General features: G+C 63.7%; 25 protein-coding genes and 1 pseudogene. 15 read left to right on the top strand and 11 right to left on the bottom strand.

What is annotated here, in order from left to right; all coding sequences use genetic code 11:
* The first annotated feature begins 8 nt into the window (after positions 1 to 8).
* The 5 genes from dapF to N181_RS10535 all read left to right on the top strand — a co-directional run bounded on the left by dapF (position 9) and on the right by N181_RS10535 (position 5,439).
* Positions 9 to 914, top strand: coding sequence for a diaminopimelate epimerase (gene dapF, locus N181_RS10555; RefSeq protein WP_037393901.1), 906 nt, complete (start codon positions 9 to 11; stop codon positions 912 to 914).
* On the top strand, positions 911 to 2,185 hold the full coding sequence (gene mtaB, locus N181_RS10550) for a tRNA (N(6)-L-threonylcarbamoyladenosine(37)-C(2))-methylthiotransferase MtaB (RefSeq protein WP_037393886.1): 1,275 nt from the start codon (positions 911 to 913) through the stop codon (positions 2,183 to 2,185). The genes dapF and mtaB overlap by 4 nt, the downstream gene beginning before the upstream one ends.
* 15 nt (positions 2,186 to 2,200) lie before the next feature.
* Positions 2,201 to 3,997 (top strand): signal recognition particle-docking protein FtsY, encoded by a 1,797-nt coding sequence (ftsY, locus tag N181_RS10545; RefSeq protein ID WP_037435871.1) that lies wholly within the window; start codon positions 2,201 to 2,203, stop codon positions 3,995 to 3,997.
* Positions 3,998 to 4,219: 222 nt separating this feature from the next.
* Complete coding sequence (locus N181_RS10540; protein WP_014330142.1) at positions 4,220 to 4,852, top strand: septation protein A; 633 nt, start codon at positions 4,220 to 4,222, stop codon at positions 4,850 to 4,852.
* On the top strand, positions 4,849 to 5,439 hold the full coding sequence (locus N181_RS10535; protein WP_037393891.1) for a DUF2585 domain-containing protein: 591 nt from the start codon (positions 4,849 to 4,851) through the stop codon (positions 5,437 to 5,439). The genes N181_RS10540 and N181_RS10535 overlap by 4 nt, the downstream gene beginning before the upstream one ends.
* A gap of 197 nt (positions 5,440 to 5,636) precedes the next feature.
* On the opposite strand, the gene N181_RS10530 is transcribed toward N181_RS10535, so the two are convergent.
* The 5 genes from N181_RS10530 to ccmA form a co-directional block, all read right to left on the bottom strand.
* A complete protein-coding gene (locus N181_RS10530) occupies positions 5,637 to 6,248 on the bottom strand; it encodes a DsbE family thiol:disulfide interchange protein (protein ID WP_037393894.1) in 612 nt (203 codons plus the stop codon).
* On the bottom strand, positions 6,245 to 6,421 hold the full coding sequence (gene ccmD / locus N181_RS10525) for a heme exporter protein CcmD (protein WP_080577392.1): 177 nt from the start codon (positions 6,419 to 6,421) through the stop codon (positions 6,245 to 6,247). Before ccmD ends, N181_RS10530 begins: the two co-directional genes overlap by 4 nt.
* A complete protein-coding gene (locus tag N181_RS10520; RefSeq protein WP_037393897.1) occupies positions 6,418 to 7,188 on the bottom strand; it encodes a heme ABC transporter permease in 771 nt (256 codons plus the stop codon). Before N181_RS10520 ends, ccmD begins: the two co-directional genes overlap by 4 nt.
* A gap of 142 nt (positions 7,189 to 7,330) precedes the next feature.
* A complete protein-coding gene (gene ccmB / locus N181_RS10515) occupies positions 7,331 to 7,990 on the bottom strand; it encodes a heme exporter protein CcmB (protein WP_060563366.1) in 660 nt (219 codons plus the stop codon).
* The gene (gene ccmA / locus N181_RS10510) at positions 7,987 to 8,610 is read right to left on the bottom strand and encodes a heme ABC exporter ATP-binding protein CcmA (RefSeq protein WP_037435864.1); all 624 of its coding nucleotides are present in this window, start codon (positions 8,608 to 8,610) and stop codon (positions 7,987 to 7,989) included. The genes ccmB and ccmA overlap by 4 nt, the downstream gene beginning before the upstream one ends.
* Before the next feature lie 269 nt (positions 8,611 to 8,879).
* Between ccmA and acnA the strand changes: the two genes are divergently transcribed.
* From acnA to N181_RS10495, 3 genes are all read left to right on the top strand, one after another.
* Complete coding sequence (acnA, locus tag N181_RS10505; protein WP_037393923.1) at positions 8,880 to 11,570, top strand: aconitate hydratase AcnA; 2,691 nt, start codon at positions 8,880 to 8,882, stop codon at positions 11,568 to 11,570.
* Positions 11,571 to 11,818: 248 nt separating this feature from the next.
* Positions 11,819 to 12,592 carry a DUF1223 domain-containing protein gene (locus N181_RS10500; protein WP_037393976.1) on the top strand — a complete coding sequence of 258 codons (774 nt, stop codon included), beginning with the start codon at positions 11,819 to 11,821 and terminating at the stop codon, positions 12,590 to 12,592.
* 445 nt (positions 12,593 to 13,037) lie between these two features.
* Positions 13,038 to 13,445 carry a DUF2794 domain-containing protein gene (locus tag N181_RS10495; RefSeq protein ID WP_080577395.1) on the top strand — a complete coding sequence of 136 codons (408 nt, stop codon included), beginning with the start codon at positions 13,038 to 13,040 and terminating at the stop codon, positions 13,443 to 13,445.
* A 102-nt stretch (positions 13,446 to 13,547) separates the two neighbouring features.
* On the opposite strand, the gene N181_RS10490 is transcribed toward N181_RS10495, so the two are convergent.
* The 4 genes and pseudogenes from N181_RS10490 to N181_RS10475 all read right to left on the bottom strand — a co-directional run bounded on the left by N181_RS10490 (position 13,548) and on the right by N181_RS10475 (position 18,445).
* Complete coding sequence (locus N181_RS10490) at positions 13,548 to 14,105, bottom strand: GNAT family N-acetyltransferase (RefSeq protein ID WP_037393929.1); 558 nt, start codon at positions 14,103 to 14,105, stop codon at positions 13,548 to 13,550.
* 115 nt (positions 14,106 to 14,220) lie between these two features.
* Positions 14,221 to 14,958, bottom strand: coding sequence for a Bax inhibitor-1/YccA family protein (locus N181_RS10485; protein WP_014330152.1), 738 nt, complete (start codon positions 14,956 to 14,958; stop codon positions 14,221 to 14,223).
* A gap of 210 nt (positions 14,959 to 15,168) precedes the next feature.
* Positions 15,169 to 17,723: pseudogene (locus N181_RS10480) on the bottom strand (ABC transporter permease).
* Positions 17,720 to 18,445: an ABC transporter ATP-binding protein gene (locus tag N181_RS10475; RefSeq protein WP_014330154.1), complete on the bottom strand. Its 726-nt coding sequence runs from the start codon at positions 18,443 to 18,445 to the stop codon at positions 17,720 to 17,722. Before N181_RS10475 ends, N181_RS10480 begins: the two are co-directional and overlap by 4 nt.
* A gap of 85 nt (positions 18,446 to 18,530) precedes the next feature.
* Here N181_RS10475 and N181_RS10470 point away from each other — a divergent pair, with 85 nt between their 5' ends.
* Positions 18,531 to 19,172, top strand: coding sequence for an arylesterase (locus N181_RS10470; protein ID WP_037393935.1), 642 nt, complete (start codon positions 18,531 to 18,533; stop codon positions 19,170 to 19,172).
* 114 nt (positions 19,173 to 19,286) lie between these two features.
* Positions 19,287 to 19,874 carry an RNA 2',3'-cyclic phosphodiesterase gene (thpR, locus tag N181_RS10465; RefSeq protein ID WP_037393938.1) on the top strand — a complete coding sequence of 196 codons (588 nt, stop codon included), beginning with the start codon at positions 19,287 to 19,289 and terminating at the stop codon, positions 19,872 to 19,874.
* On the opposite strand, the gene N181_RS10460 is transcribed toward thpR, so the two are convergent.
* Complete coding sequence (locus N181_RS10460) at positions 19,814 to 20,287, bottom strand: low molecular weight protein-tyrosine-phosphatase (protein ID WP_037393979.1); 474 nt, start codon at positions 20,285 to 20,287, stop codon at positions 19,814 to 19,816. The genes thpR and N181_RS10460 overlap by 61 nt on opposite strands.
* 68 nt (positions 20,288 to 20,355) lie before the next feature.
* On the opposite strand from N181_RS10460, the gene N181_RS10455 reads away from it, so the two are divergent.
* From N181_RS10455 to rlmN, 4 genes are all read left to right on the top strand, one after another.
* Positions 20,356 to 20,673: a 4a-hydroxytetrahydrobiopterin dehydratase gene (locus N181_RS10455; protein WP_012709729.1), complete on the top strand. Its 318-nt coding sequence runs from the start codon at positions 20,356 to 20,358 to the stop codon at positions 20,671 to 20,673.
* Between the two features lie 64 nt (positions 20,674 to 20,737).
* A complete protein-coding gene (locus tag N181_RS10450) occupies positions 20,738 to 21,115 on the top strand; it encodes a YkvA family protein (protein ID WP_037393941.1) in 378 nt (125 codons plus the stop codon).
* A 392-nt stretch (positions 21,116 to 21,507) separates the two neighbouring features.
* Positions 21,508 to 22,011 carry an invasion associated locus B family protein gene (locus N181_RS10445; RefSeq protein ID WP_014330158.1) on the top strand — a complete coding sequence of 168 codons (504 nt, stop codon included), beginning with the start codon at positions 21,508 to 21,510 and terminating at the stop codon, positions 22,009 to 22,011.
* Positions 22,012 to 22,244: 233 nt separating this feature from the next.
* On the top strand, positions 22,245 to 23,480 hold the full coding sequence (rlmN, locus tag N181_RS10440) for a dual-specificity RNA methyltransferase RlmN (protein WP_037393982.1): 1,236 nt from the start codon (positions 22,245 to 22,247) through the stop codon (positions 23,478 to 23,480).
* A gap of 212 nt (positions 23,481 to 23,692) precedes the next feature.
* Here rlmN and N181_RS10435 read toward each other — a convergent pair whose 3' ends face one another.
* A complete protein-coding gene (locus tag N181_RS10435) occupies positions 23,693 to 24,334 on the bottom strand; it encodes a LysE family translocator (protein ID WP_037393944.1) in 642 nt (213 codons plus the stop codon).
* A 250-nt stretch (positions 24,335 to 24,584) separates the two neighbouring features.
* On the opposite strand from N181_RS10435, the gene N181_RS10430 reads away from it, so the two are divergent.
* On the top strand, positions 24,585 to 25,802 hold the full coding sequence (locus N181_RS10430; RefSeq protein WP_014330161.1) for an argininosuccinate synthase: 1,218 nt from the start codon (positions 24,585 to 24,587) through the stop codon (positions 25,800 to 25,802).
* The last annotated feature ends 44 nt before the right edge of the window (positions 25,803 to 25,846 follow it).

Below are 25,846 nucleotides of genomic sequence, written 5' to 3'. Positions count from 1 at the left end.
ATCGCGACATGACCGACCACGTGCAATTTGCCAGGATGAACGGGCTTGGAAACAAGATCCTGGTCGTCGACATGCGCGGCCGGAAGGATCGTGTCACGCCCGAAGCGGCGATCGCGCTCAATGCCGATCCGGCGACCGAGTTCGACCAGATCATGGCGATCCACGATCCGCAGGCCTCCGGCACCGATGCCTGGATCGACATCGTCAACTCCGACGGCTCGATGGCCCAGGCCTGCGGCAACGGCACGCGCTGCGTCGTCCAGGCGCTTGCCGCGGAGACCGGCAAAAAGACCTTTCTCTTCCATACGGTCGCCGGCCTGCTCGAAGCCAAGGAGCACGACGACGGCACCATTTCGGTCGACATGGGGCTGCCGCGCTTCGATTGGAACGAAATCCCGCTCGCCGAGGAATTCCACGATACGCGCCGCATCGAGTTGCAGATCGGTCCGATCGACGACCCGGTGCTGCATTCGCCTTCGGTTGCCTCGATGGGCAATCCGCATGCGATCTTCTGGGTGGAGAACGACGTGTGGAGCCACGAGCTCGATCGCTTCGGGCCACTCCTCGAAAACCACCCGATCTTCCCCGAGCGCGCCAACATTTCGATCGCCCGCGTCCGCTCCCGCCACGAGATGGACCTGAGGACCTGGGAGCGCGGCGCGGGGCTGACGCTGGCCTGCGGTTCGGCCGCCTGTGCCGCCGCCGTCAGTGGTGTCCGGACGGGTCAGACGGATCGCACTGTCACCGTCAACGTCCCGGGCGGGCCGCTCTCGATCGAATGGCGGGAACGGGACAACCACGTCATCATGACGGGACCGGCGCAATGGGAATGGTCGGGCACCGTCGATCCCGCCACCGGCACGTTTCAACGCGACGAGGTCACCGCCGGCGAAAGCGGAGCGCGGGCGCTTTGAGCGGCGTCGAGGTCATCACCTTCGGCTGCCGCCTCAACACTTATGAATCGGAAGTGATGCGGGCGGAGGCCGAGAAGGCGGGGCTGAACAACGCCATCCTCGTCAACACCTGTGCCGTCACTGCCGAGGCCGTGCGCCAGGCGCGCCAGGCGATCCGCCGCGCGCGGCGCGACAATCCGCATGCCCGCATCATCGTCACCGGCTGCGCCGCCCAGACCGAGAAGGAAACTTTCGCCGAAATGGCCGAGGTTGACGCGGTCCTTGGCAACGAGGAGAAGCTGAAAAGCGCCTCCTATCGGTCGCTGCCGGACTTCGGCGTCTCGGCCGAGGAGAAGCTGCGCGTCAACGACATCATGAGCGTGCGCGCCACCGCGCCGCAGATGATCAAGCACATCGACGGGCACGTGCGCGCCTTCATCCAGGTGCAGAACGGCTGCGACCATCGCTGCACCTTCTGCATCATTCCCTATGGCCGCGGCAATTCCCGCTCCGTGCCGATGGGCGCCGTCGTCGACCAGGCACGCCGGCTCACTGAAAGCGGCTATCGCGAGATCGTCCTGACCGGCGTCGATGCGACAAGCTACGGCGCCGACCTGGCCGGAGCCCCGACGCTCGGGCTTCTCGCCAGGACCCTTCTGAAGCAGGTTCCGGACATCCTGCGCCTGCGCCTTTCGTCGATCGACAGCATCGAGGCGGACCGGCATCTCCTCGACCTGATCGCCGACGAGCCGCGCTTCATGCCGCATCTGCATCTGTCGCTGCAGCATGGCGACGACCTGATGCTGAAGCGGATGAAGCGTCGCCATTCGAGCGCCGACGCCCGCGCCTTCTGCGACGAGGTGCGCAGCCTGCGACCCGAGATCAGCTTCGGCGCCGACATGATCGCCGGCTTTCCGACGGAAACGGAAGAGATGTTCGAGAACGCCGCGCGGCTTGCCGAGGATTGCGGCATCGCCCATCTGCACGTCTTTCCCTATAGTCCGCGCCCCGGCACGCCGGCGGCCCGCATGCCGCAGCTCGACCGGGCGCTCGTCAAGGAGCGAGCCGCGCGACTGCGCGCCAAAGGCGCCGCGCTTCACGCCGCCCATCTCGACCGCATGGTCGGCAGCGAGCAGACGATCCTTGTCGAGATGAACGGCCTGGCGCACACGGAAAACTTCACACTCGTCGATGCGGCCGGCCTTGCGCCGCGCTCGCTCGTTACGGTCACGATCACCGGCCACAACGGCAAGCATCTGACGATGCACAGACAACAGATGGCTGCGGCCTGATACCGGACATTCCCCATGGCGATTGGTTTCATCAAGAAGATCTTCTCCTTCGGCAAGGACACCGTCGAAGAGAAACCCGTGCCGCCGCCGGAGGTGGTGGCGGAAACGCCGGTTGCCGATGAGACCGCGAAAACCCCCTCTGTCCCTGCGGGACATCTCCCCCACGAGGGGGGAGAGGGGGTGGGCGCGGCACCCGCCGAGGATGACCGCGCGGCCTCGAACGAGGACAGGGCCGCGACGGAGGAGGCCAGACCCGGCGCTCAGGGTCTTGCTATTCCCCCTGAGCCAGCCACGCCAACGCCTGAAATTGCAAGCGAAGAAAGCCCGGAGAGCGCTGGTCCTGCCGTAGATGAGACCGTTCCAGCGGAGGACGAAAGCGCGCCACCTGCGATCTCCCCCCTTGTGAGGGAGATGCCCGGCAGGGCAGAGGGGGGTGAGGCCCCTTCCGATCATGCGGCGGCGTTTGACGACGAGACTGAGCCCGCGACACCCCCCTCTGTCCCTTCGGGACATCTCCCCCACAAGGGGGGAGAACAGATGGAGACTGGGGCGACCACCGCGGATAACAGAGCCGCCGCGGAGGCAGAAACGGACACGGACGATCGCACCGATACGCCCGAGGTGACCAAGGAAGACGCTCCGGAGACAACTGCGCCAGAGACTGAAATCACGCGTGAAGACCCCGAAGCAGGCTCCGACATCGCCGCTGTAGAAAGCATCGAGACGGGCAAGGAGAGCGCCCCACCCCTCTCCCCCCTTGTGGGGGAGATGCCCGCCAGGGCAGAGGGGGTAGAGCCGCCTGAAGGTCTCGCCGCTGCCCCCGCCCTCCCCAAGGGCTTCGCCGCCTCGGACAAGCGTCCAAAGGAGACCGCCCCCGCCTCGCAGCCGAAGCTTTCCTGGTACCAGCGGCTGCGTCGCGGCCTTGCCCGCACCTCCTCGCAACTGACCGGCCAGATCGCCAGCCTGTTCACCAAGCGCAAGCTCGACGAGGCGACGCTGCAGGATCTCGAAGACCTGCTGATCCAGGCCGACCTCGGGGTCGAGACGGCGATGCGCATCACCGACACGCTCGCCTCGGAGCGTTACGGCAAGGATGTGACCGGCGAAGACGTCTCGCGCATCATGGCCGGCGAGATCACCAAGGTGCTGGCGCCGGTCGCCAAGCCGCTCGAGCTCGATCTCAGCCACAAGCCGCATGTGATCCTCGTCGTCGGCGTCAACGGCACCGGCAAGACGACGACGATCGGCAAGCTCGCGGCAAAACTTTCCGGCGCGGGTCTGAAAGTCATGGTGGCGGCGGGCGACACGTTCCGCGCCGCGGCGATCGAGCAGCTGAAGATCTGGGCCGAGCGGACGAAGTCCGACATCGTCGCCTCGAAGCTCGGCGCCGACGCGGCCGGCCTTGCCTATGAGGCGTTCCAGCTTGCGCGCGAGAAGAAGTCGGACGTGCTGATCATCGACACGGCCGGGCGGCTTCAGAACAAGGCCGAGCTGATGGCCGAGCTCGAAAAGATCGTCCGCGTCCTCGGCAAGCTCGACCCGGATGCGCCGCATACGGTCCTGCAGACGCTTGATGCGACGACCGGGCAGAATGCCCTTCAGCAGGTGGAGATCTTCCGCAATGTCGCGGGAGTCAGCGGCCTGATCATGACCAAGCTCGACGGCACGGCGCGCGGCGGCATCCTGGTGGCAATCTCCGCCAAGCACAAGCTGCCGGTCTATTTCATCGGCGTCGGCGAGGGGATCGACGATCTCGAACCCTTCGAGGCTAAGGATTTTGCCGAGGCGATCGCCGGGGTCGGCGCGGCCTGATCAAGGGACGGGAAGCTTGTAGCCGGAAGCGGCTGCTTGCGCAATTTAAGCTGCTACAGCGACCTTTGCGCGTCTCATTAAGACGCGCGGCGCTGTAGTGATATGGTTTTGCCGCAATGCTGGTGTTATGAGCAGCCAGAGAGCGGGACGAGGAAAAGTGTGAAGCGGTTTTCCGCCCGCGTCCCGCTCCAGCAAGGCGATATGAGAGAACAGGATCCGCACATGTCGACAATCGAGGCCACCAAGCCGAAGACAGAGGTAAGCCCTCTCCTGAAGCTCGTGCTGGAGCTCGGGCCGCTCATGGTCTTCTTTTTCGCCAATTCGCGCGGCGACTGGCTGGCAAGCCGCTTTCCCGTGCTTGCCGAGCTTGGCGGACCGATCTTCATCGCCACCGGCCTGTTCATGGTGGCGACGGCCGCTGCGCTCATCGTCTCCTGGATCATGACGCGCACCCTGCCGATGATGCCGCTCATCTCGGGCATCGTGGTCTTCGTCTTCGGCGCGCTGACGCTCTGGCTGCAGAACGACACCTTCATCAAGATGAAGCCGACCATCGTCAACACGCTCTTCGGCGCGATCCTGCTCGGCGGGCTGCTGTTCGGCAAGTCGCTGCTCGGCTATGTCTTCCATGCCGCCTTCAAGCTGGACGACGATGGCTGGCGCAAGCTGACGATCCGCTGGGGGGTGTTCTTCCTGTTCCTCGCGGTCCTGAACGAGATCGTCTGGCGCTCCTTCTCGACCGATTTCTGGGTCGCCTTCAAGGTCTGGGGCACGATGCCGATCACCATTCTTTTCACCCTCGCCCAGATGCCCCTGATCATGAAGCACTCGCTGGAACAGGAAGGTGCCGAGTGACGATCGCCGCCGGTACCGAGGATAACAGACAGCGCGCCTGGATCTGGCTGATCGCCTGCCTCGGCGTCGTCGCCATCCAGATCCTCACGCAGCACCTGATGGGGCGGCTGTGGATCTGCGAATGCGGCTACGTGAAGCTCTGGGAGGGCGTCGTCAATTCGAGCGGCAACTCGCAGCACATCTCCGACTGGTATACGCCGTCGCACATCATCCACGGCTTTCTCTTCTACGGTCTCGGCTATCTGCTGCTGCGCGGCAAGCCGCTGAGCGCCCGCCTGCTTCTGGCGACCGTGATCGAGTCCGCCTGGGAGATTGCCGAGAACACCCCGATGGTGATCAACCGCTATCGCTCGGCGACGATCTCGCTCGACTATTTCGGCGACAGCATCCTGAATTCCACCATGGACACGCTCGCCATGGCGGCCGGCTTCCTGCTGGCGTCGCGGCTGCCGGTGGCGGTGACGGTCACGATCGCCATCGTGCTCGAGCTCTTCACAGGCTGGCTGATCCGCGACAATCTGACGCTCAACGTGCTGATGCTCGTCTGGCCGCTCGATGCGGTCAAGGCGTGGCAGGCGGGGCTTTAAAGTCTTCCGCGGATTTCCCCCTCATCCCGCTGCCGCGACCTTCTCCCCGCAAGCGGGGCGAAGGGACCTGCCGCACCCGCTCGCCCCTCGCAACGCGAGAAGGGCCGGCGAGGTCGCTTGAGGGGGCGCCACACGTCCCCTTCTCCCCGCCTGCGGGGAGAAGGTGGCCGGCAGGCCGGATGAGGGGCAAATGCCGCTTACGACCCCGCTAGCGCCTTCTCGATCGCTGGCAGCAGCCCGTCCTTCAAGGTTCTTTCATCGAAAGGACCGGCGCGCTTATAGAGGATCGTGCCATCCGCGCCGACCAGAAACGACTCGGGAATCCCATACACGCCCCAGTCGATCGCTGCCTTGCCGTTCGGATCGGTGCCGATCGCCGAGAAAGGATTTCCAAGCTCGCCGAGGAACCGGAGCGCGTTGTCGTTGCGATCCTTGTAGTTGATGCCGACGACAGTGAGGCGCGGGTCCTTGGAGAGTTCGAGGATGATCGGATGTTCCTGCCGGCAGGGCACGCACCAGGAGGCCCAGACATTGACGAGCGTCAGCTTGCCCTTGACGGCTGCATCGGCGAGCGCCGGCATCGGCTCGCCGGCGGGCGTCGTGGCGCCCTCGAGCGGCGGCAGATCGAGTTGCGGTGCCTTGGTGCCGATCAGCGCCGAGGGGATCTCGCTGATGTCCCGGCCGGAGTTCAACTGGCTCCAGAAGATCAGTGCAAGGGCCACGAAGATCAAAAGCGGCAGGGCCGCCAGCAGATAGCCCAAAGCCCCGGGCCTGCGTTCGTCCGGCTGCGGCGCCTGGGTGCTCGTCATTGGGCTTCTCCGCCCGGCGCTTCCGCCGAACGACGGCGAATGCCGGCGGCTTCGAGCGCCTTCAATTCGCGCTGCCGGGCGCGGCCATCGCCGACGACCCAGAGGACGAGCCCCACAGCGACCGCGAAGGCGACGACATAGCTGGCAATCACATAGGCTGCATGGCTCATCATGGCGCCAAGCTCTCCCGTCCGGCATTGCGGGCCGCCTGCCGCCTCAGCGACGTCACCCGGCGGCGCCAGATCTCGTTGCGCATCGCCGCGATGTGCAGCGTGAAGAACAGGAGCGTGAAGCCGACCGCCATGACGATGAGCGGCCACAGGAACTCCGGATCGATGGTCGGACCGTCGAGGCGCATGACGCTGGCCGGCTGGTGCAGCGTGTTCCACCATTCGACCGAGAATTTGATGATCGGGATATTGACGAAGCCGACCAGCACCAGCACCGCCGAGACGCGGGCCGAACGGGCCGGATCGTCCATGGCGCGGTTCAACGCCATCAGCCCGAGATACATGAGGAAGAGCACGAAGACGGAGGTCAGCCGCGCATCCCATACCCACCAGGTTCCCCACATCGGTTTGCCCCAGAGCGAGCCGGTGACGAGCGCCAGGAAGGTGAAGGAGGCGCCAATCGGCGCCGCCGCCCTGGCCGAGACGTCGGCGAGCGGATGGCGCCAGACCAGCGTGCCGAGCGCCGAGATCGCCATCACCGTGTAGCACATCATCGAGAGCCACGCGGATGGCACATGCACATACATGATGCGCACCGTCTCGCCCTGCTGGTAGTCGCCCTCGGTGGTGAAGGAGAGCCAGAGGCCGGCGGCGAAGAACAGCACGGTCAGAGCGGCAAACCACGGCAAGACGCGATCGGCCAGCGCCAGGAACCGGGTCGGGTTGGCGAGATCGCTGAATTTGCGGATGGCCAGGCTGATTTCGTTCATGACGGCTCTTTAACGCGGAAGACCTCCTTCCGCAATTGACCCTGGTCAATCACGATTGCGTCAATATAGCGGTTTTGAGACACGGCATGCACAAAACAAGGACGTGAAGGCTGCCGTCTGTCCCGTCGGAGCGCAGCAGCCTTCAGTCGGCCGAATGCCTGAGAGCGGCGGCCGCCGCCACTGGTCCGATCACCGCGAAGAACAGGGTTATCGCCATCAATATCATGAAAGGCGGCAGGAAGGGGGCGGGATCTTCGATCGCCGCATAGACCGCACTGACCCCGAAGATCAGCACCGGGATGGCGAGCGGCAGTACGAGGATCGAGACCAGCAGCCCGCCGCGCGGCAGGGCCACGGCAACGGCCGCGCCGACCGCCCCGATGAAGGTGATCGCCGGCGTCCCGGCAAGGAGCGTGAGCATGGTCGCGCCGATGGCAAGCTCGTCCATGTTCATGAAGAGGCCGAGAAACGGCGAGGCGACCACCAGCGGCAGGCCGGTGGCCGCCCAATGGGCGGCGCATTTGACGAAGACGGTGAGAACGAGCGGCGTCTCGTGCATCAGCATGAGATCGAGCGAGCCGTCTTCGCGCTCCCCCTGGAAAAGCCGGTCGAGGCCGAGCAGCGAAGCGAGCAGCGCGCCGATCCAGAGGATCGCCGCGCCGATCCGGGCGAGCAGATTGAGATCCGGCCCGACGCCGAAGGGGATCACCGAGACGACCGTCATGAAGAAGAGCACGCCGATCATCGCGCCGCCGCCGGCCCGCACCGAAAGCTTCAGGTCACGGAAGAAGAGAGCGATCAATGCGCGAACCCCGTCATCTGCAACGTCTTCGCCTGGCCGATCCCCAGCGACTGGTGGGTGGCGGCGATGACCATGCCGCCGCGCTCGAGGTGGCCTGCGACCAGCCCGGCAAAGAGCCTGTCCGCCCCGGCATCGAGCGCGGCCGTCGGCTCGTCGAGAATCCATATCGGCCGATAGGCGACGAGCAGCTTCGCCATGGCCATGCGCCGCTGTTGCCCGGCGGAAAGATAGCCGAAGGGCAGATGGATGATGCCGGCAAGGCCGACGGCCGCGGCGGCCGCTGCAAGATCGATGCCGGAGCCGCCCGGCGAATTGCCGAGGAAGCGTCGCCAGAAAGAAAGATTTTCCGCGACGGTCAACTCGCGCTTCATCGCATTGCGGTGGCCGAGATAGTGGCTGAGCTCGCGCGGGTGCTCGACGCCGGAAGGCCCGTCCTTGAGCGATACCCGCCCCGATTCGGCCTGAAGAAGGCCGGCCAGAACGCGCAGCAGAGTCGACTTTCCCGAGCCGTTCGGACCGGTCACAACCAGTGCTTCGCCGGTTGCAAGAACAAAGGAAATATCGTGGAAAATCAAGTCTTCGCCGCGCCTCGCGCTCAAACTCTCTACCAGCAGGCGCATCAATTTTAAGCTTTCCCTGATGTTCTCTTCTGCAGAGCAAAAAAAGTTCCGATTGACCCTTGGTTGGTCTGGCACGATTTCAAGAAATTATCTATAAGGCGGCCAACACGCCAGCGGTCGGCGTGAATTTCATCCAAGCGCCGAACCTGGAATGACATTCCACGTACGGACAGCGGAAATGGCCGCACCCGCATCCCATTTCGCGCCTCACAGGCGCTCGGGCGTTCGTACGTCAGTTTTTGGCGATCAGACGGAACGGGGTATTTCCAGTGTCCAAGTCCCTAGACAGCTTCAATTGTCGCTCCACGCTCACGGTCAATGGCGTGGATTATGTCTATTACAGCCTGCCGAAAGCGGAAGCGAACGGCCTCGCCGGTGTGTCGAAGCTTCCCTATTCGATGAAGGTGCTGCTGGAAAACCTCCTGCGCAACGAGGATGACCGCTCGGTCACCAAGAAGGACATCGAAAACGTCGCCGCATGGCTCAGCGACAAGGGCACTGCGGAAAACGAAATCGCCTACCGTCCGGCCCGCGTGCTGATGCAGGACTTCACCGGCGTTCCGGCCGTCGTCGACCTCGCCGCGATGCGCGACGCCATGGTGTCGCTCGGCGGCGACCCGGAAAAGATCAATCCGCTCGTGCCCGTCGATCTCGTCATCGACCACTCGGTGATCGTCGACGAATTCGGCACGCCGCAGGCCTTTGCCCGCAACGTCGAACTTGAGTACCAGCGCAACGGTGAGCGCTACCGCTTCCTGAAATGGGGCCAGCAGGCCTTCAAGAACTTCCGCGTCGTGCCGCCCGGCACCGGCATCTGTCACCAGGTCAATCTGGAATATCTCGGCCAGACGGTCTGGACCCGCGAAGAGAACGGCGAAATCACCGCCTACCCGGATACCTGCGTCGGCACCGACAGCCACACCACGATGATCAACGGCCTCGGCGTGCTGGGCTGGGGCGTCGGCGGCATCGAAGCCGAAGCCGCCATGCTCGGCCAGCCGGTCTCGATGCTCCTGCCGGAAGTCATCGGCTTCAAGCTGACGGGCAAGCTGAAGGAAGGCGTCACCGCGACCGACCTGGTGCTGACCGTCGTGCAGATGCTGCGCAAGAAGGGCGTCGTCTCGAAGTTCGTCGAATTCTTCGGCCCGGGCCTCGACAACATGACGCTCGCCGACCGCGCCACGATCGGCAACATGGGTCCGGAATACGGCGCGACCTGCGGCTTCTTCCCGGTCGATGCCGAAACGATCAACTACCTGACGATGTCGGGCCGTGAAGAACAGCGCATCGCGCTGGTCGAGGCCTATTCGAAGGCACAGGGCATGTGGCGCGACGGCGACGGCTCCGAGCTCGTCTTCACCGACACGCTGGAACTCGACCTCGGCGATGTCGTGCCGTCGATGGCCGGCCCGAAGCGTCCGGAAGGCCGCATCTCGCTGGAAAACATCGCCTCGGGCTTCGCCACCGCACTCGAAAACGACTACAAGAAGCCCGGCCAGCTTGCGAACCGCTATGCCGTCGAAGGCACGGATTTCGACCTTGGCCATGGTGACGTCGCGATCGCCGCGATCACCTCCTGCACCAACACCTCGAACCCGTCGGTGCTGATCGCCGCCGGTTTGCTGGCCCGCAACGCCGTCGCCAAGGGCCTGAAGACCAAGCCCTGGGTCAAGACCTCGCTGGCGCCGGGATCGCAGGTCGTCGGTGAATATCTGGCCAAGTCCGGCCTGCAGACCGATCTCGACGCCCTCGGCTTCAACCTCGTCGGCTTCGGCTGCACCACCTGCATCGGCAACTCCGGCCCGCTGCCGGCGCCGATCTCGAAGGCGATCAACGACAAGGGCCTGATCGCCGCCGGCGTTCTCTCCGGCAACCGCAACTTCGAAGGCCGCATCTCGCCGGACGTCCAGGCGAACTACCTCGCCTCGCCGCCGCTCGTCGTCGCCTATGCGCTCGCCGGCACGGTCCAGAAGGATCTGACCAAGGAGCCGATCGGCGACGACAAGGATGGCAAGCCCGTCTACCTGAAGGACATCTGGCCGACCTCGCAGGAGATCCAGGAGTTCATCTTCAAGTATGTGACCCGCGAGCTCTACGCGTCCAAATATGCGGACGTCTTCAAGGGCGACGAAAACTGGCAGGCGGTCCAGGTTCCGGCCGGGCAGACCTATGCCTGGGACGAAGCCTCCACCTATGTCCAGAACCCACCCTATTTCGTCGGCATGGGCAAGAAGGGCGCCGGGATTTCCGACATCAAGGGCGCCCGCGTCCTCGGCCTCTTCGGCGACAAGATCACCACCGACCATATTTCTCCGGCCGGTTCGATCAAGGCCGCGTCGCCGGCAGGCTCCTACCTGCTCGGCCATGGCGTGACGGTTGCCGACTTCAACCAGTACGGCACCCGCCGCGGCAACCATGAAGTGATGATGCGCGGCACTTTCGCCAATATCCGCATCCGCAACCACATGCTCGGCCCGAACGGCAAGGAAGGTGGCTACACCATCCACTATCCGTCCAAGGAAGAGATCTCGATCTACGATGCGGCCATGACGTACAAGGAAGAGGGCGTTCCGCTGGTCATCTTCGCCGGCGTCGAATACGGCAACGGTTCGTCGCGCGACTGGGCGGCCAAGGGCACCAACCTGCTCGGCGTCAAGGCGGTCATCGCCCAGTCCTTCGAGCGCATTCACCGCTCGAACCTTGTCGGCATGGGCGTCATCCCCTTCGTCTTCGAAGAGGGCATGACCTGGGAATCGCTCGGCTTGAAGGGCGACGAGGTCGTGACGATCGACGGTCTCGCCAACGTCCAGCCGCGCGAAAAACGCGTCGCCAGGATCACCTATGGCGACGGTTCGGTGAAGGAAGTGCCGCTCATCTGCCGCATCGACACGCTGGACGAGGTGACCTACGTCAACAATGGCGGCATCCTGCAGACGGTTCTGCGCGACCTCGCGGCCTGATCCGGTCGCCTGACTGCAGCGGGAAAAAAGGCTATCCGTCGCAGTTCGCGCATCACTCGATCTGGTATCTGGCCGGGGCATCAGCCGATGCCCCGGCCTTTTGCTGTCCGCCGCTGCCCGGGCGTCCTCGCCGTTTTCCCCAACGGAACGGCAGGTCACTCCAACGTGACTTTCTGTTGAAACCCGGCCGTCGTATGTAATGTACTCCCCTGATGAAAGACGCCCGCCCGACAAACGCAAGGGAAGCCATGACTTTCGCCTCGACGCCGATGATCCGCCGCCTGGCCCTGACGATAGGGCTTCTCGGTGCCGTCGGCGGCACGGCGGCGGCAGACAACGGCAAGGCGTTCAAGGGTGTCGTCGAGCTCTTCACCAGCCAGGGCTGTTCGTCCTGTCCGCCGGCCGACGCCGCATTGAAAAAGCTCATCGATGAGGGCGACGTCGTGGCGCTCGCCTATCACGTCGATTACTGGAACTATCTCGGCTGGACCGACACGCTGGCGACCAAGGAGAACACCGAGCGGCAATATGCCTATGCCCGGATGCTTGGCCGAAGCGGCGTCTACACGCCCCAGGTGGTCCTGAACGGCCGTGACCACACGAACGGCTCCGACCTGCAGGCGATCAAGACCCGCCTGACGACGATGAGCGCCAGCGGCGGCGGACTCGCCGTGCCGGTCGATGCCTCGATGGGCGGCGAGGAAATCTCCATCAAGGTCGGCGCCGGCGAGGGCAAGGCGAATGTCGTCGTCGTCTATTTCGACCGGGCCCGGGAAGTCAAAGTCGAAAGAGGTGAAAACAAGGGCAAAGAGATCGCCTACTGGCACGCGGTCAAGGATATTCAGACTATCGGCATGTGGGACGGCAAGCCCGCCCAATTCACGCTGCCCGCCTCGGTGCTGATCGAGGGGCGCGGCAACAGCGGCTGCGCCATCCTGTTGCAATCGATGAAGGATGCGGAAACACCGGGCCCGATCATCGGCGCCGCAACCCTGCTCGCCGGCCCGCAAGGCAAGCTCTAGGCGCTCCGACGACGGCGCTTTGATTCGGAATTGCAGCCGACTACTGGCTACTGCATGATTCCTTAAATCGTAATCGATTTAAGGACAAAATCATGCAGCATTTCAAGGTGCTACAGCGACCTTGGCACGTCCGATCGGACGCGCGGCGCTGTAGAGGGATGGTTCGGCCCGGCAGCATCGAGGGGCTGGGGCTGAGGGTTCGAAGTTACCGGACCGAACCGGCCATGTCCGCGTTCGGAAACCTCCCGCAGCATGACAACCTGTCCGGACATACGGTGGCAACGACTCTGTCCGGCAGCGGGTCGGAGTTTTGCGATCAATTGGGGCGGCGATTTGACTGAATTGCGGCAAGGGCAAGAATTGCCCGCCTTACCAACAGCTTCCGGCTTGCTTTTCGTCTCTCGTCAGGCACACTGTCATCGTCCTGTCACATCAGAAGGCCGAAATGCCGATGACTGATCAATCGGATTTGCCGGAGGGCGAAGCGCATCATCAGGGCCAGACCACGAATGTGGTCGTCGATTTTCACGAATACAAGCAAGCCAAGAACCCACCGCCGATAACCTTCCAACGGCGCGAACTGGACATGATTCTGAGGCTCTACGGCCGCATGGTCGGCGAAGGCGAATGGCGCGACTATGCGATCGACCATTTGAAGGATCGCGCCGTTTTTTCGGTGTTCAAGCGCGCCGGGGAGGTCCCGCTCTACCGGATCGAGAAGAACCCGAAGCTTGCCGCCAAGCAGGGCGCCTACAGCGTGCTGAACGCCCAGGGCACGATCTTGAAGCGCGGCCACGAGCTGACACAGGTCCTCAAGGTCTTCGACAAGGTGCTGAAGCTCGTCGAAACGTGACCAACGATCTGCCTCGAAAATTGCCCCTCTCCTCGGGTTAAACTCGAGGAGAGGGGGAAGGCGCCGGCAGGCGGATGAGGAGCAGCGGACCGGACCATCCGCTCAACTGCGATAGAGCGTATCCGGATAGGCGCCCTCGGCGGGCAGGCTGGCCGTTCCCTCGCCGAGCGGAAGCTGCATGATCGCCGTGTCAAGCCAGCGCCCGTGCTTGTAGCCGGTCGCCCTCATCGTTCCCTGGTATTCGAACCCGACCGCCCGATGAACGGCTATCGAGGCGGGATGGGCGCCGCCGATCACCGCCACCATCTGGCGGAAACCGAGTGCCGTGCATCGCCTGACCAGTTCCTCGAGCAGCGCCCTGCCGATGCCTTGGCCGCGCGCTTCCGGCGCCAGATAGATCGAATCCTCCACCAGGAAGCGATAGGCGGCCCGGGTGCGGAATGCGGAGGCATAGGCGTAGCCGAGCACGATGCCTCGCTCATCCACGGCGGCGACATAGGGATAGCCGTTGCCGGTGATGGTCGAAAAGCGCAGCGCCATCTCCGCCTCGGAAGGCGGCGTCACCTCATAGGTCGCCACGCCGTTCAGGACGGATTCGCGATAGATCTCGGTGATTGCGGCAAGGTCGGCGGCGACGGCGTCGCGAAGCGTGAAAGTCATGGCGGGTTTCGTCGTTGCGATTACCACAGCCTTCGCATGAAGCGACGCGATCGATCAAGATTCGCCACAACAAAAAAGGCGGCCGGAGCCGCCTTCTTCGTCAATTCGGTCCCGACTACTCGTTCTTGTTGCCCAGGAACTGCAGCATGAACATGAACAGGTTGATGAAGTCGAGGTAGAGCGTCAGCGCGCCCATGATGGCCTTTCGACCGGCAACCGCGACATCATCGGCTTCAAAGTACATTTCCTTGATCTTCTGCGTGTCGTAGGCGGTCAGACCGGCGAAGACCAGAACACCGATGACGGAGATCGCGAAGCCGAGCGCCGACGAGGCAAGGAAGATATTGACGATCGACGCGATGATCAGGCCGAACAGGCCCATGATCAGGAACGTGCCGAAGCCCGACAGATCCTTTTTCGTCGTGTAGCCGTAAAGCGAGAGCGCCCCGAACGAGGCGGCCGTCACGAAGAACGTCTGCACGATGCTCTGCCCGGTGAAGACCAGGAAGATCGAGGACAACGAAAGGCCCATCAGCGCGGCGTAGATCCAGAACGTCGTCTGGGCGGCGGAAACGCTCATGGAGTTGATGCGGAAGCTCATGAAGAAGACCAGCGCCAGAGGTGCCAGCATCACGACCCACTTCAGCGGCGAGGCGTAGATGAGCTGGGCGAATGCCGGATTGGAGGCGGCAAGCGCATAGGTTCCGTAAGCTGCCACGCCGGTAATCGCCAGGCCGAGGGCCATAAGGTTGTAGACCTTCAGCATGTAAGCGCGAAGGCCTTCATCGATCACGGCACCCGCCTGAGCGCCGGCGGGCGACATTCGGGTTTGGTAGTTTCTCAGATCAGCCATTGTTTCCTCTTTAAGCCCCGGTTGGAACTACGGTGTCGGGCGGCAAGTGTCTGTATCAGCTCACGCCCAGGCGCCGCTGCGGGGCTCCAGCATGCCTGTGGACAAATATGATGATGAAAACCGCGCCGCACAAGACCTGACGGGGCCGGAATCGCGCAAAGCCGGGCGTTTGAGCGATCAAACAAGGGTGATTTACGGTTAATCGCGCCGCTACAGCTCGCGCAGGACCGGAGCGGCCTTCTGCCCGAGGATGCGCCAGGTTCCGGCAAGACCGATACCGACCGTCACGACGGGGCGACGGCGACCGTCGCGACGGCGACGTCCGGCAGGAAGTTCGAGGGCAGCGTCATGATCCGGCTGACCACGAACCAGGCGGCAACACCGCCGGCCAGCAGCGCGAAAACGGCGGTGGCCAGGCCGAGAATGAAGTATTCGTAGCTGAAGGCGCGGATCAGCGTTCCCCGCGTCGCGCCGAGGGTCTTCAGCACCACCGCGTCGTGGATGCGCGCCCGGTTCCCGGCAGCGAGCGCCCCGGCGAGAACCAGCACCGATGCGACGAGCGCCACGGCGGCGGCGGCGCGGATGGCCGTCGCGAGCTGGCCGAGCAGCGTGTTGACGATATCGAGCGCGTCCTTGACGCGGACGCTGGTGATCGTCGGATAGGCATTGGTGATGGATTTCAGCACCGCCGCCTCCTCGGCGGCCGTCGCATTCGGATCGATGATCGTAGCCAGCCAGGCATGCGGCGCTCCGGCGAAGCTGTTCGGCGAGAAGACCATGACGAAATTGATCGACAGCGATTCCCATTCGACATTGCGGAAATTGGCGATCCGGGCGGTGATGTTGCGGCCGAGCACGTTGACCGTGACCGTGTCGCCGATCTTCAGGCCAAGTTCGCCGGCTTCCTCCGCCGAGAAGGAGACCAGCAGCTCGCCGCTGTAATCCGCCGGCCACCAGGCGCCCTCGGTGAGGGTCGAATTCTCCGGCTTGTTCTTCGCATAGGTGATGCCGCGGTCGCCGCGCAGCACCCATTGCCCGCCGGGCGGCACGGTGCGGCTGTTCACATCCTCGCCGTTGAGGGCGACGATCCTGCCGCGCAGCATCGGCACCTCGATGATCTTGCCCTTCGGCATGGCGTCGCCGAGCAGCGACCGGAAGCCATCGATCTCGTGACCCTGGATATCGACGAAGAAGAAATTGGGCGCGCGCTCCGACATGTTGCCGGTCAGTTCGCGCCGCAGATTGCCGTCGATCAGCGCCAGCGTGACCAGAAGCGCCAGGCCCAGCCCGAGCGACAGGACGACCGACGGCGTCAGGGCACCCGGGCGGTGGATATTGCCGATCGCCAGTCGGAGGGCCGGCGAGTGGACGCGCGGGCTTCGCCGCGCCAGCCAGCCGATCAGGAATGCCACGGCGCGCAGGACGATGAAGGCGAAGGCGATCGCGCCGAGGAAGATCAGCGATATATAGCGGTCATAGGCCGTCCAGACGGCGAGACCGGCGAGCGCTGCCAGGCAGATGAGCGCGCCCGCGAGATAAGGCCAGGCGGGAAAATCGCTTGGCTCGAAACCCTGCTGGCGGAAAAGCGCCGTGGCCGGGACCCGGCGGGCCCGGCCGAGCGGCAGCACCGCAAAGGCAAGCGCCGTCAGGAAACCGAAGAGCGCCGCAAGGCCGAGTGCCGAGGGATAGAGCTCGAAGGACGTCGAAACCGGCAGCACATCGGCCAGGAACTGGGCCGCTACGAATGGGATCAAGGCGCCGATGACGAGGCCTATGGCGATGCCGATCGACGCGATCATCAGGATCTGCGCGAGGTAGATCGTCGCCACCAGCGAGGCGGGCGCGCCGAGGCACTTGAAGGTGGCGATGACGCCGCGCTTGCCGTCGAGATAGGACCGCACCGCATTGCCGACGCCGACGCCGCCGACGATCAGCGCCGTCAGCCCGACGAGCGTCAGGAACTGCGAGAAGCGGGTGATGTTGGCGTTGAGCGACGGGGCGGCATTGCTGCTGGTGCGGATCGACCAGCCGGCCGCCGGGAAACGGGACTGCGCTTCCGTCCGGATCGAAGCAACGCGCGACGGGTCGGCGAGCCTGATCTTGTAGCTGTGTTCGACGAGGCTGCCGGTCTGCACAAGGCCGGAAGTGGCGAGCGCCTCGGCCGACACCATCAGCCGCGGCGCGAAGCCGAAACCGTCGGAGAGCGTATCGGACTCGCGGATGAGCGTGGCATTGATGCGGATCCGCGCGTTGCCGACGAGGACCTCGGTGCCTGGAGCAATGCCGAGCCGCTCGAGGAGCAACGGTGCGGCAACGGCACCATACACATCACCCTGTTTCGACAACAGGTCGGAGAGCGGCCTTACGGGCTCGCTTTCGAGCACGCCATAGAGCGGATAGGCGCTGTCGACCGCCTTCAGTTCCACCAGTGCCTGGTTCGATCCGTCCGGAAGGCGCGCCATGGAGCGCAGCCCGGCGGACGCCGAAACATCGCCAAGCCCGTCGAGGAAGGCGCGCTCCTCGGGCGTCGCGACGCGGTTGTTGAGCTCGAAGCGGATGTCGCCGGCAAGGATCTCCTGCCCCCGCGAGGCGATCGTCGCGCTGATCGACTGCGACAGCGAATTGACGCCGGCGATCGCCGCCGTGCCGAGCGCGATGCAGGCGAGAAAGATATAGAAGCCCTTGAGGCCGCCGCGCATCTCCCGCAGCGCCAGGCGAAGGGCGAGGAACGGCCGAAGGCTGCGGATCGCTGTCGCCGCGCTCATGCAGATGCGGCCTCGGAGCGCGCCGGTTCGGCCAGCGGCGCGGCCTCGGCGCCGGAGACGATCTCGCCCGAACGGACCCGCACCTGCCGCGAGCAGCGCCCGGCGAGTGCCGCATCGTGGGTGACGAGAATGAGCGTCATGCCGCGCTCGCGCTGCTCGGCAAAGAGCAGATCGGCGATCTGCCGGCCGGTCTCGGCGTCGAGATTGCCCGTCGGCTCGTCGGCGATCAAGAGTTTCGGCGACGGCGCCAGCGCCCTGGCGATCGCGACGCGCTGCTGCTCGCCACCGGAAAGCTGCCCCGGATAGTGCGTCAGCCGTTCACCGAGCCCGACGGCGACAAGCTCCCGGCGGGCGATGTCGAAGGCGTCGCGGACATTGGCAAGCTCCAGCGGCACCGCGACGTTTTCAAGCGCCGTCATGTTGGGGATCAGATGAAAGGACTGGAAGACGATGCCGATATTGCGGCCGCGGAAATCGGCGATCTCGTCCTCGCTCATGCGGTGGAGTGCCGTGCCGTCGATGACGATCTCGCCGCCGTCGAGCTGCTCCAGGCCGGCCATGACCATCAGCAGCGTCGACTTCCCCGAACCGGACGGCCCGACGATGCCGACGGATTCGCCGGCATTGACGGTCAGGCTCACGCCCTTCAGCACATGCACCGAGGCTGCCGCCTCTCCGAGGGTCAGGTCCGCATTTTTCAGTTCGATGATGGTTCTTGCCAAGCGAAACGACCCTATATGAGGATGGATGGAATGACGAAAAGATTGCCCAACGAAGTTTTAGGTCCAGAAACCTAGGAACGAACTTATGCGATTGAAAGATTTTCTGCCCTTTTTCTTCTGCCTGGCAATGACAATCGCGTTATCGGCGACGGCCCGCGCCGAGACTCTGAGTCTTGTCGGCTTCGGCGACAGCCTGATGGCCGGCTACCAGCTTCCGCCGGAGCATGCCTTTCCCGCCCGGCTCGAAAAGGCGCTCAAGAACAAGGGCCTCGATATCACGATCGCCAATGCGGGGGTTTCGGGCGATACGACGTCGGGCGGTCTCGCCCGCATAGACTGGTCGGTACCGGACGGCACGAAGGGCGTGATCCTGGAGCTCGGCGCCAATGACGCGCTGCGCGGCATCCCGCCCGAGGAAACAGCCAAGAACCTGGAAGCGATGATCCTGCGGCTCAAGGAGCGCGGTATCGCCGTTCTGCTCGCCGGCATGATGGCGCCGCCGAACATGGGTGCCGACTACGGCGCGCGCTTCAATTCGATTTACTCCGACCTTGCGAGGCAACACAACCTCGTCTTCTACCCTTTCTTCCTCGACGGCGTCGTGACCAAGTCGGGGCTGCAACTCGAAGACGGCATGCATCCGAACGGCGATGGAATTGCCATAATGGTGGAGCGCTTTCTTCCGACCGCCGAGCAATTCGTCGGGTCGCTTCAGAAAGGAGAGTGACACAACATCCACAAATTAAGCGGACGTTAATATCTGAACCCGTCAAATAATAGTTGCGTGCAGAGTCGATGCGTGATTCGCTAAGACATCTGCAAGAGATTCGGGGAGCTCGCCATGCCGAGACTATTCACCGCCCTCGAAATTCCGCGTAATGCAGCAATGAGCCTTTCACTGCTGCGCGGAGGTCTTCCCGGAGCTCGATGGATCGATGTGGAGAACTACCACATCACCCTGCGTTTCATCGGCGACGTCGACTGGCGCACCGCCAATGAAATCATCGACGGGCTCGATCGCATCGAACGGCCCGAATTCCAGCTTCAACTGACCGGCACCGGCGCCTTCGGCTCGAAGAAGCCGCATTCGGTCTGGGCCGGTGTCAGCAACAACCCGGACATGTTCGCGCTGCAGGCGGAAATAGAACGCATCTGCCAGCGTCTCGGCCTGCCGCCGGACCCGCGCAAGTTCACGCCGCACGTGACGTTGGCGCGACTACGCGCCTCACGTGTCGACGATGTCGTCGAATATCTATCAGGGCGCGGCAACTTCATGACCGCGCCCTTTATCGTTCCGCGCTTCGTCCTGCTGTCTTCACGCGACTCGGTCGGCGGCGGGCCCTATCTGACGGAAGAGGTGTTCCCGCTTCACGAAGGGCGTTCGAGCTTCGCGAGCAGCGAGGAACAGCCGGCTTCCAACGTCTGGTAAAGCGCCTCGAAGGCATCCGCCGTCTCGTAGTAGGGGTCCGGAACGTCATCGTTCCGGCCCGCTGCGAATTTCATGAACAGATGCACCTTATGTGCCGTCTCCGGCGAGGCGAGCCTCAACAGCTCGCTGGTGTTGTGGCGGTCCATGCAGAGGATCAGGTCGAAGGCGACAAAATCGGCCGCGTCGATCTGCCGACCGCGCTGATCCGTGATGTCGATGCCGTGGGCCTTGGCGACCGCGATCGAGCGCCGGTCGGGCGGATGGCCGATATGCCATGCGCCGATCCCGACGGAATCGACCGAGACCACATCGCCACAACCGGCGCGGCTCGCCAGCTCGCGCATCACCCCCTCGGCCAGAGGCGACCGGCAGATATTGCCGAGACAAACGAAGAGAATTCTGACGGGTTTCATGTTATCCATAGGCGTTCAGGGAAGCCACCGCGGCATGGTTAGACTGAAATTGGCAGGGAGAAAACACCATGCGGCCCGAAAAGCTCGATGCCGAAGCCATCGCCGAACAGCTGCACAGGATGGAAGGCTGGGTTCTCGCCGAGGACGGCGCCTCGATCTGGAAGGCGTTTCGCTTCCGGAATTTTGCCGAAGCCTTCAGCTTCATGACGCAATGCGCCCTTGCGGCGGAGAAGCTCAACCATCACCCGGAATGGTTCAATGTCTACAACAAGGTGGATGTCACGCTTTCGACGCACGACGCCAGCGGGCTGACGGAGCTCGACTTCAAGCTGGCAGCGAAAATGGATCAGGCGGCCGCCGGCCGGATGCCGGATCATTTGAAATAGCGCCATTTGAAATAGCGCCCCGCCCATCCCATATCGAGCTTCGGCGAAAGGCGGAACGGACGCGATGGACGATATCAAGATCGGTGAGATTCTTCTTCCCGGCGAGGAATCCGAGCAGGAGCGCCGTGAACGCAAGGTGCGCCGCGGCTTCTGGCCGACCTTCCGCCGGGCCGTGCGCCAGATCCCCTTCAGCCGCGACCTCGTCGCCGCCTATTATTGCGCGGTGGATCCGCAGACGCCGACGCGCACCCGCGGCATATTGCTCGCCGCACTCGCCTATTTCGTCCTGCCGCTCGATTTCGTGCCCGACGTGCTCGCCGCCGTCGGCTTCTCTGACGACGTCGCCGTGCTGACTGCGGCCTTTGCGGCGATCAGCGGTCAGATCAAGGAGACGCACTATCGCAAGGCCGACGAGACCATCGGCGACCGGTCCGACGAATAGCGGCCGCCGCCCCGTGTCGAGGTCGCCGCATTGTCGCCCGCAACGACAAACTCTTGCCCAATTCTTTGTGACATAGATTCCGGAAACGTGACGGCTGTGGGCAAAGACGGCAGCAGAACGGCGCGTCCGACAAGATTTGAGACAGGAAAACCACCGGCCGCAGCATTCCAGTACACCGACGTTCGGCAGATCCGCACACGGGAAACCGCACGCCCGAGAGAACGGCACAGGTCGTCTGCGGCTGCCTCGGCGGGGCGAAAGCAGGGACGATTGCGGCGGTCGTTGACGGTTTGGTAACCTGAATTAAGTCAAAATGAATTCAAATCGTGACTATGCGTTGCCCGTGTAAGCCTGGTACGGGCGACCGCAAGCTAGGAAATCGGCAGGAACTCATGTTTGCTAGAAAGATCGCAACTGCAATCGCACTCGTAATGGCGGCAGCCGGCGTGGCTTCCGCGCAATCGCCGACCCGGCTCCAGCAGTTCAATGCCTGGGGCGCCTACGCCTACCAGTCCGGCGGCGGCAAGGTCTGCTATGTTCTGTCGATCCCGAAGGAGAAGAGCCCAGCCGGTGTCGACCACGGCGATATCTTCTTCCTCGTCTCGCAGCGCCCAGGACAGAACATCAGCTATGAGCCGCAGGCGATGATGGGCTATGCGCTGCAGGACAATTCGAAGGTCAACGTCGTCATCGACGGACGTACCTTCGTCATGTTCACCAAGGGCAATTCCGCCTGGGTGGAAAACGCCGCGGAAGAGCCGGCGCTGGTCGCGGCGATGAAATCGGGCAAGGACATGTCGGTCAACGCCAAGTCCCGCAAGGGCACGGCAACGTCCTACTCCTATTCGCTCTCCGGCATCTCCGCTGCCTTGAAACAGATCGAGGCCTGCAAGTAAGCCGCGGCAGCGCGTTGTTGATCGCAAAGGCCGGCCTCTACGCCGGCCTTTTTGCATTCCGGTGAAGCGCTCATGGTGACTCGCAGCCGAAAGAATGCTAAAGCGCCGGCAAATTCAGAGCCCTGCGCCCCCTTCGAGCGTGCACCGAGGCTCGCCGTATTTCAATTCGAGCATCGGAAGATGATCCGGAGACGCACTCCGGACAGCCCCCGCTCCATGACAGGACCATGAGCATGCCAGCCACTGAGATCTTGAACAGGGCGGAGATCGTCAAGGCACCGCAGGCGCGGCTCCAACCGCAGACGGAAAAGCCGTCGCTGATCGGCCTCTTGCGCGAGGACATGGCCAAGCTCTTGGTCGAAAAAGGCGTGCCGGAGCGGCAGGTGAAGATGCGCGTCAGCCAGCTCTGGCACTGGCTCTATGTGCGCGGCGTCTCGGATTTCGACCAGATGTCGAATGTCTCCAAGGACATGCGCGAGATGCTCAAGGAGCATTTCACTGTCGCCCGGCCGGAAATCGTCGAGGAGCAGGTTTCGGGCGACGGCACGCGCAAGTGGCTGCTGCGCTTCCCGCCGCGCGGCGCCGGCCGGCCGGTGGAGATCGAGACCGTCTATATTCCCGAGGAAGGCCGCGGCACGCTCTGCATCTCGAGCCAGGTCGGCTGCACGCTCACCTGTTCCTTCTGTCACACCGGCACGCAGAAGCTGGTGCGCAACCTGACGGCCGAGGAAATCCTCTCGCAGCTTCTGCTCGCGCGCGACCGGCTCGGCGACTTCCCGGAGCGCGATACGCCGCAAGGCGCGATCGTGCCGGCCGAGGGCCGCAAGATCACCAACATCGTCATGATGGGCATGGGCGAGCCGCTCTACAATTTCGAGAACGTCAAGACGGCGCTCCTGATCGCCTCGGACGGCGACGGCCTGTCGCTGTCGAAGCGGCGCATCACGCTCTCGACCTCGGGGATCGTCCCGGAGATCTATCGCACCGGCGAGGAGATCGGCGTCATGCTGGCGATCTCGCTGCATGCCGTGAATGACGAGCTGCGCGACATGCTCGTGCCGATCAACAAGAAATACCCGCTGAAGGAGCTGATGGAGGCCTGCCGCGCCTATCCGGGGCTTTCCAATGCGCGCCGCATCACCTTCGAATATGTGATGCTGAAGGACGTCAACGACAGCCTGCAAGACGCCAAGGAATTGGTGAAGCTCCTGAAGGGCATTCCGGCGAAGATCAACCTCATCCCCTTCAATCCCTGGCCGGGCACCAACTACCAGTGCTCGGACTGGGAGCAGATCGAGGCCTTCGCCGATTTCATCAACCAGGCTGGCTATGCCTCGCCGATCCGCACGCCGCGCGGCCGCGACATCCTGGCCGCCTGCGGCCAGCTGAAGTCGGAATCGGAGCGCATGCGCAAGGTCGACCGCCTCGCCTTCGAGGCAATGATGATCGCCAATCACGGCGAGGATTGAAGGGGACTTTGCCGCTCATCCCGCTGCCGCGACCTTCTCCCCGCAAGGGGAGAGAAGGGGTATGCTGCAATGACAGCGCTCCAATATGCGTCCCAAAGTACAGCCTGCCGTAAAGATGAGAGAACGGTGGGCGTCCCACTTGTCTCTTCTCCCCGCAAGCGGGGAGAAAATGCCGGCAGGCAGATGAGGGGCAAACGCCGCCCGGACTTGCGCTACCGCGCCTGCGTCAGGAAAATCTTCACCGCAAACACCGAAAACACGCCGGCGAAGCTGTAGTCGATCGCCCGCATCACCCGCCTGTTGCGCTGCAGCCATGCCGCCAGCCAGTCGGCGGCGAGCACCACCAGCGCGTTGACCGGCATGCCGATTGCGATGAAGAAGAAGCCGAGGAACAGGAGCTTGCCGGTCACCGCCGGATCGTCGGCGCTGACGAATTGCGGCAGGAAGGTCATGAAGAAGATCACCACCTTCGGGTTGAGGATGTTCACCGAGAAGCCGGTGGCGATGTTCGACAGTGCCGTGCCCTTCGCCTCGGTGACCTTCGTCACCGACAGGCTCGACCCGTAGCGGATCGCCTGGATCGCCAGCCACAGCAGATAGGCGGCACCACCGGTCTTCAGGACCAGGAAGGCGGTCGGCGAAGCGGTGATCAGCGCCGAGATGCCGAAGGCGACGAGCAGCGTATGGACGACGATGCCGAGCCCGGTGCCGACGACCACGAAGAGTGCGGCCTTCTTGCCCTGCGCCAGCGCCCGGCTGATCGAGAGCGTCATGTCCGGCCCCGGTGTCGCGGCCAGAAGCAGGCTTGCGGCGGCAAAGGCGAAGAGTGTCGGCAGGCTGGGCACGAAGTCCATGGCGCATTCCCCGATGCATGTCGCCCAAAGTGTGCAGCGGTCTTGGGATGACGACATGCATAAAAATAGGGACCGAAAGCGCGCGACGCGCTTTGGTCGGTGATCCTTGCTGATACCGCTGGGCACACGCTTTTGCCAGCGGATTCGCCTATCCCGGCTTAGTTCCGCTTGTATCGCTTCGAGTTCTGGCTAAAGTGCCGCAGATTTTGCACGGCGGCATCGCCGCCCCCGAAAAGCACGGACAGACACCATGGCATCGCACAAAGACGTGAAGAAGGTCGTTCTCGCCTATTCCGGCGGTCTCGACACCTCGATCATCCTGAAATGGCTGCAGACGGAACTGGGCGCCGAAGTGGTGACCTTCACCGCCGATCTCGGCCAGGGCGAGGAACTGGAGCCCGCCCGCAAGAAGGCCGAGATGCTCGGCATCAAGGAGATCTATATCGAGGACGTCCGCGAGGAGTTCGTGCGTGACTTCGTCTTCCCGATGTTCCGCGCCAATGCGGTCTATGAAGGCGTCTACCTGCTCGGCACCTCGATCGCCCGCCCGCTGATCTCCAAGCACCTGATCGACATCGCCCGGAAGACCGGCGCCGACGCGATCGCCCATGGCGCGACCGGCAAGGGCAACGACCAGGTTCGCTTCGAGCTCTCGGCTTACGCGCTCAACCCCGACATCAAGATCATCGCCCCCTGGCGCGACTGGTCGTTCAAGAGCCGCACCGACCTGCTCGAATTCGCCGAGAAGCACCAGATCCCGGTCGCCAAGGACAAGAAGGGCGAGGCGCCCTTCTCGGTCGACGCCAACCTGCTGCACTCCTCATCGGAAGGCAAGGTTCTGGAGGACCCGGCCCAGGAAGCGCCGGAATACGTGCACATGCGCACCATTTCGCCGGAAGCGGCCCCCGATCAGGCGACCGTCATCAAGGTCGGCTTCGAGCGCGGCGATGCGGTGTCGATCAACGGCGTGCGCCTTTCGCCGGCGACGCTGCTTGCCAAGCTCAACGACTACGGCCGCGACAACGGCATCGGCCGCCTCGACCTGGTCGAGAACCGTTTCGTCGGCATGAAGTCGCGCGGCGTCTACGAGACCCCCGGCGGCACGATCCTGCTGGCCGCCCACCGGGCGATCGAGAGCATCACCCTTGACCGCGGCGCTGCGCACCTCAAGGACGAGCTCATGCCGCGCTATGCGGAGCTCATCTATTACGGCTTCTGGTTCTCGCCGGAGCGCGAGATGCTGCAGGCGGCGATCGACAAGAGCCAGGAGCATGTCGAAGGCGAAGTGACGCTGAAGCTCTACAAGGGCAACGTCATGGTCATCGGCCGCGAGAGCGACAAGTCGCTCTATTCGGACAAGCTGGTCACCTTCGAGGACGACCAGGGCGCCTACGACCAGAAGGATGCCGCCGGCTTCATCAAGCTCAATGCGCTGCGCCTGCGCACGCTCGCCGCGCGCAACCGCTAAAAGTCGCCTGTTCGAACAGAAGCCGCGGCGGAGCAATCTGCCGC

The organism is Sinorhizobium fredii USDA 205 (genome assembly GCF_001461695.1).
GTDB classification, from domain to species: Bacteria; Pseudomonadota; Alphaproteobacteria; order Rhizobiales; family Rhizobiaceae; genus Sinorhizobium; species Sinorhizobium fredii.
Note: the sequence above shows the minus strand (reverse complement) of the source record. Positions and strands in the feature narration are given on the sequence as shown.

Coding starts and splice junctions, on each gene's coding strand:
- dapF (WP_037393901.1), top strand. CDS start 9: ATGACCGACCACGTGCAATTTGCCAGGATGAACGGGCTTGGAAACAAG.
- ftsY (WP_037435871.1), top strand. CDS start 2,201: ATGGCGATTGGTTTCATCAAGAAGATCTTCTCCTTCGGCAAGGACACC.
- N181_RS10540 (WP_014330142.1), top strand. CDS start 4,220: ATGTCGACAATCGAGGCCACCAAGCCGAAGACAGAGGTAAGCCCTCTC.
- N181_RS10530 (WP_037393894.1), bottom strand. CDS start 6,248: ATGACGAGCACCCAGGCGCCGCAGCCGGACGAACGCAGGCCCGGGGCT.
- ccmD (WP_080577392.1), bottom strand. CDS start 6,421: ATGATGAGCCATGCAGCCTATGTGATTGCCAGCTATGTCGTCGCCTTC.
- N181_RS10520 (WP_037393897.1), bottom strand. CDS start 7,188: ATGAACGAAATCAGCCTGGCCATCCGCAAATTCAGCGATCTCGCCAAC.
- ccmA (WP_037435864.1), bottom strand. CDS start 8,610: ATGCGCCTGCTGGTAGAGAGTTTGAGCGCGAGGCGCGGCGAAGACTTG.
- N181_RS10500 (WP_037393976.1), top strand. CDS start 11,819: ATGACTTTCGCCTCGACGCCGATGATCCGCCGCCTGGCCCTGACGATA.
- N181_RS10495 (WP_080577395.1), top strand. CDS start 13,038: ATGCCGATGACTGATCAATCGGATTTGCCGGAGGGCGAAGCGCATCAT.
- N181_RS10490 (WP_037393929.1), bottom strand. CDS start 14,105: ATGACTTTCACGCTTCGCGACGCCGTCGCCGCCGACCTTGCCGCAATC.
- N181_RS10485 (WP_014330152.1), bottom strand. CDS start 14,958: ATGGCTGATCTGAGAAACTACCAAACCCGAATGTCGCCCGCCGGCGCT.
- N181_RS10470 (WP_037393935.1), top strand. CDS start 18,531: ATGCGATTGAAAGATTTTCTGCCCTTTTTCTTCTGCCTGGCAATGACA.
- thpR (WP_037393938.1), top strand. CDS start 19,287: ATGCCGAGACTATTCACCGCCCTCGAAATTCCGCGTAATGCAGCAATG.
- N181_RS10460 (WP_037393979.1), bottom strand. CDS start 20,287: ATGAAACCCGTCAGAATTCTCTTCGTTTGTCTCGGCAATATCTGCCGG.
- N181_RS10455 (WP_012709729.1), top strand. CDS start 20,356: ATGCGGCCCGAAAAGCTCGATGCCGAAGCCATCGCCGAACAGCTGCAC.
- N181_RS10450 (WP_037393941.1), top strand. CDS start 20,738: ATGGACGATATCAAGATCGGTGAGATTCTTCTTCCCGGCGAGGAATCC.
- N181_RS10445 (WP_014330158.1), top strand. CDS start 21,508: ATGTTTGCTAGAAAGATCGCAACTGCAATCGCACTCGTAATGGCGGCA.
- rlmN (WP_037393982.1), top strand. CDS start 22,245: ATGCCAGCCACTGAGATCTTGAACAGGGCGGAGATCGTCAAGGCACCG.
- N181_RS10435 (WP_037393944.1), bottom strand. CDS start 24,334: ATGGACTTCGTGCCCAGCCTGCCGACACTCTTCGCCTTTGCCGCCGCA.
- N181_RS10430 (WP_014330161.1), top strand. CDS start 24,585: ATGGCATCGCACAAAGACGTGAAGAAGGTCGTTCTCGCCTATTCCGGC.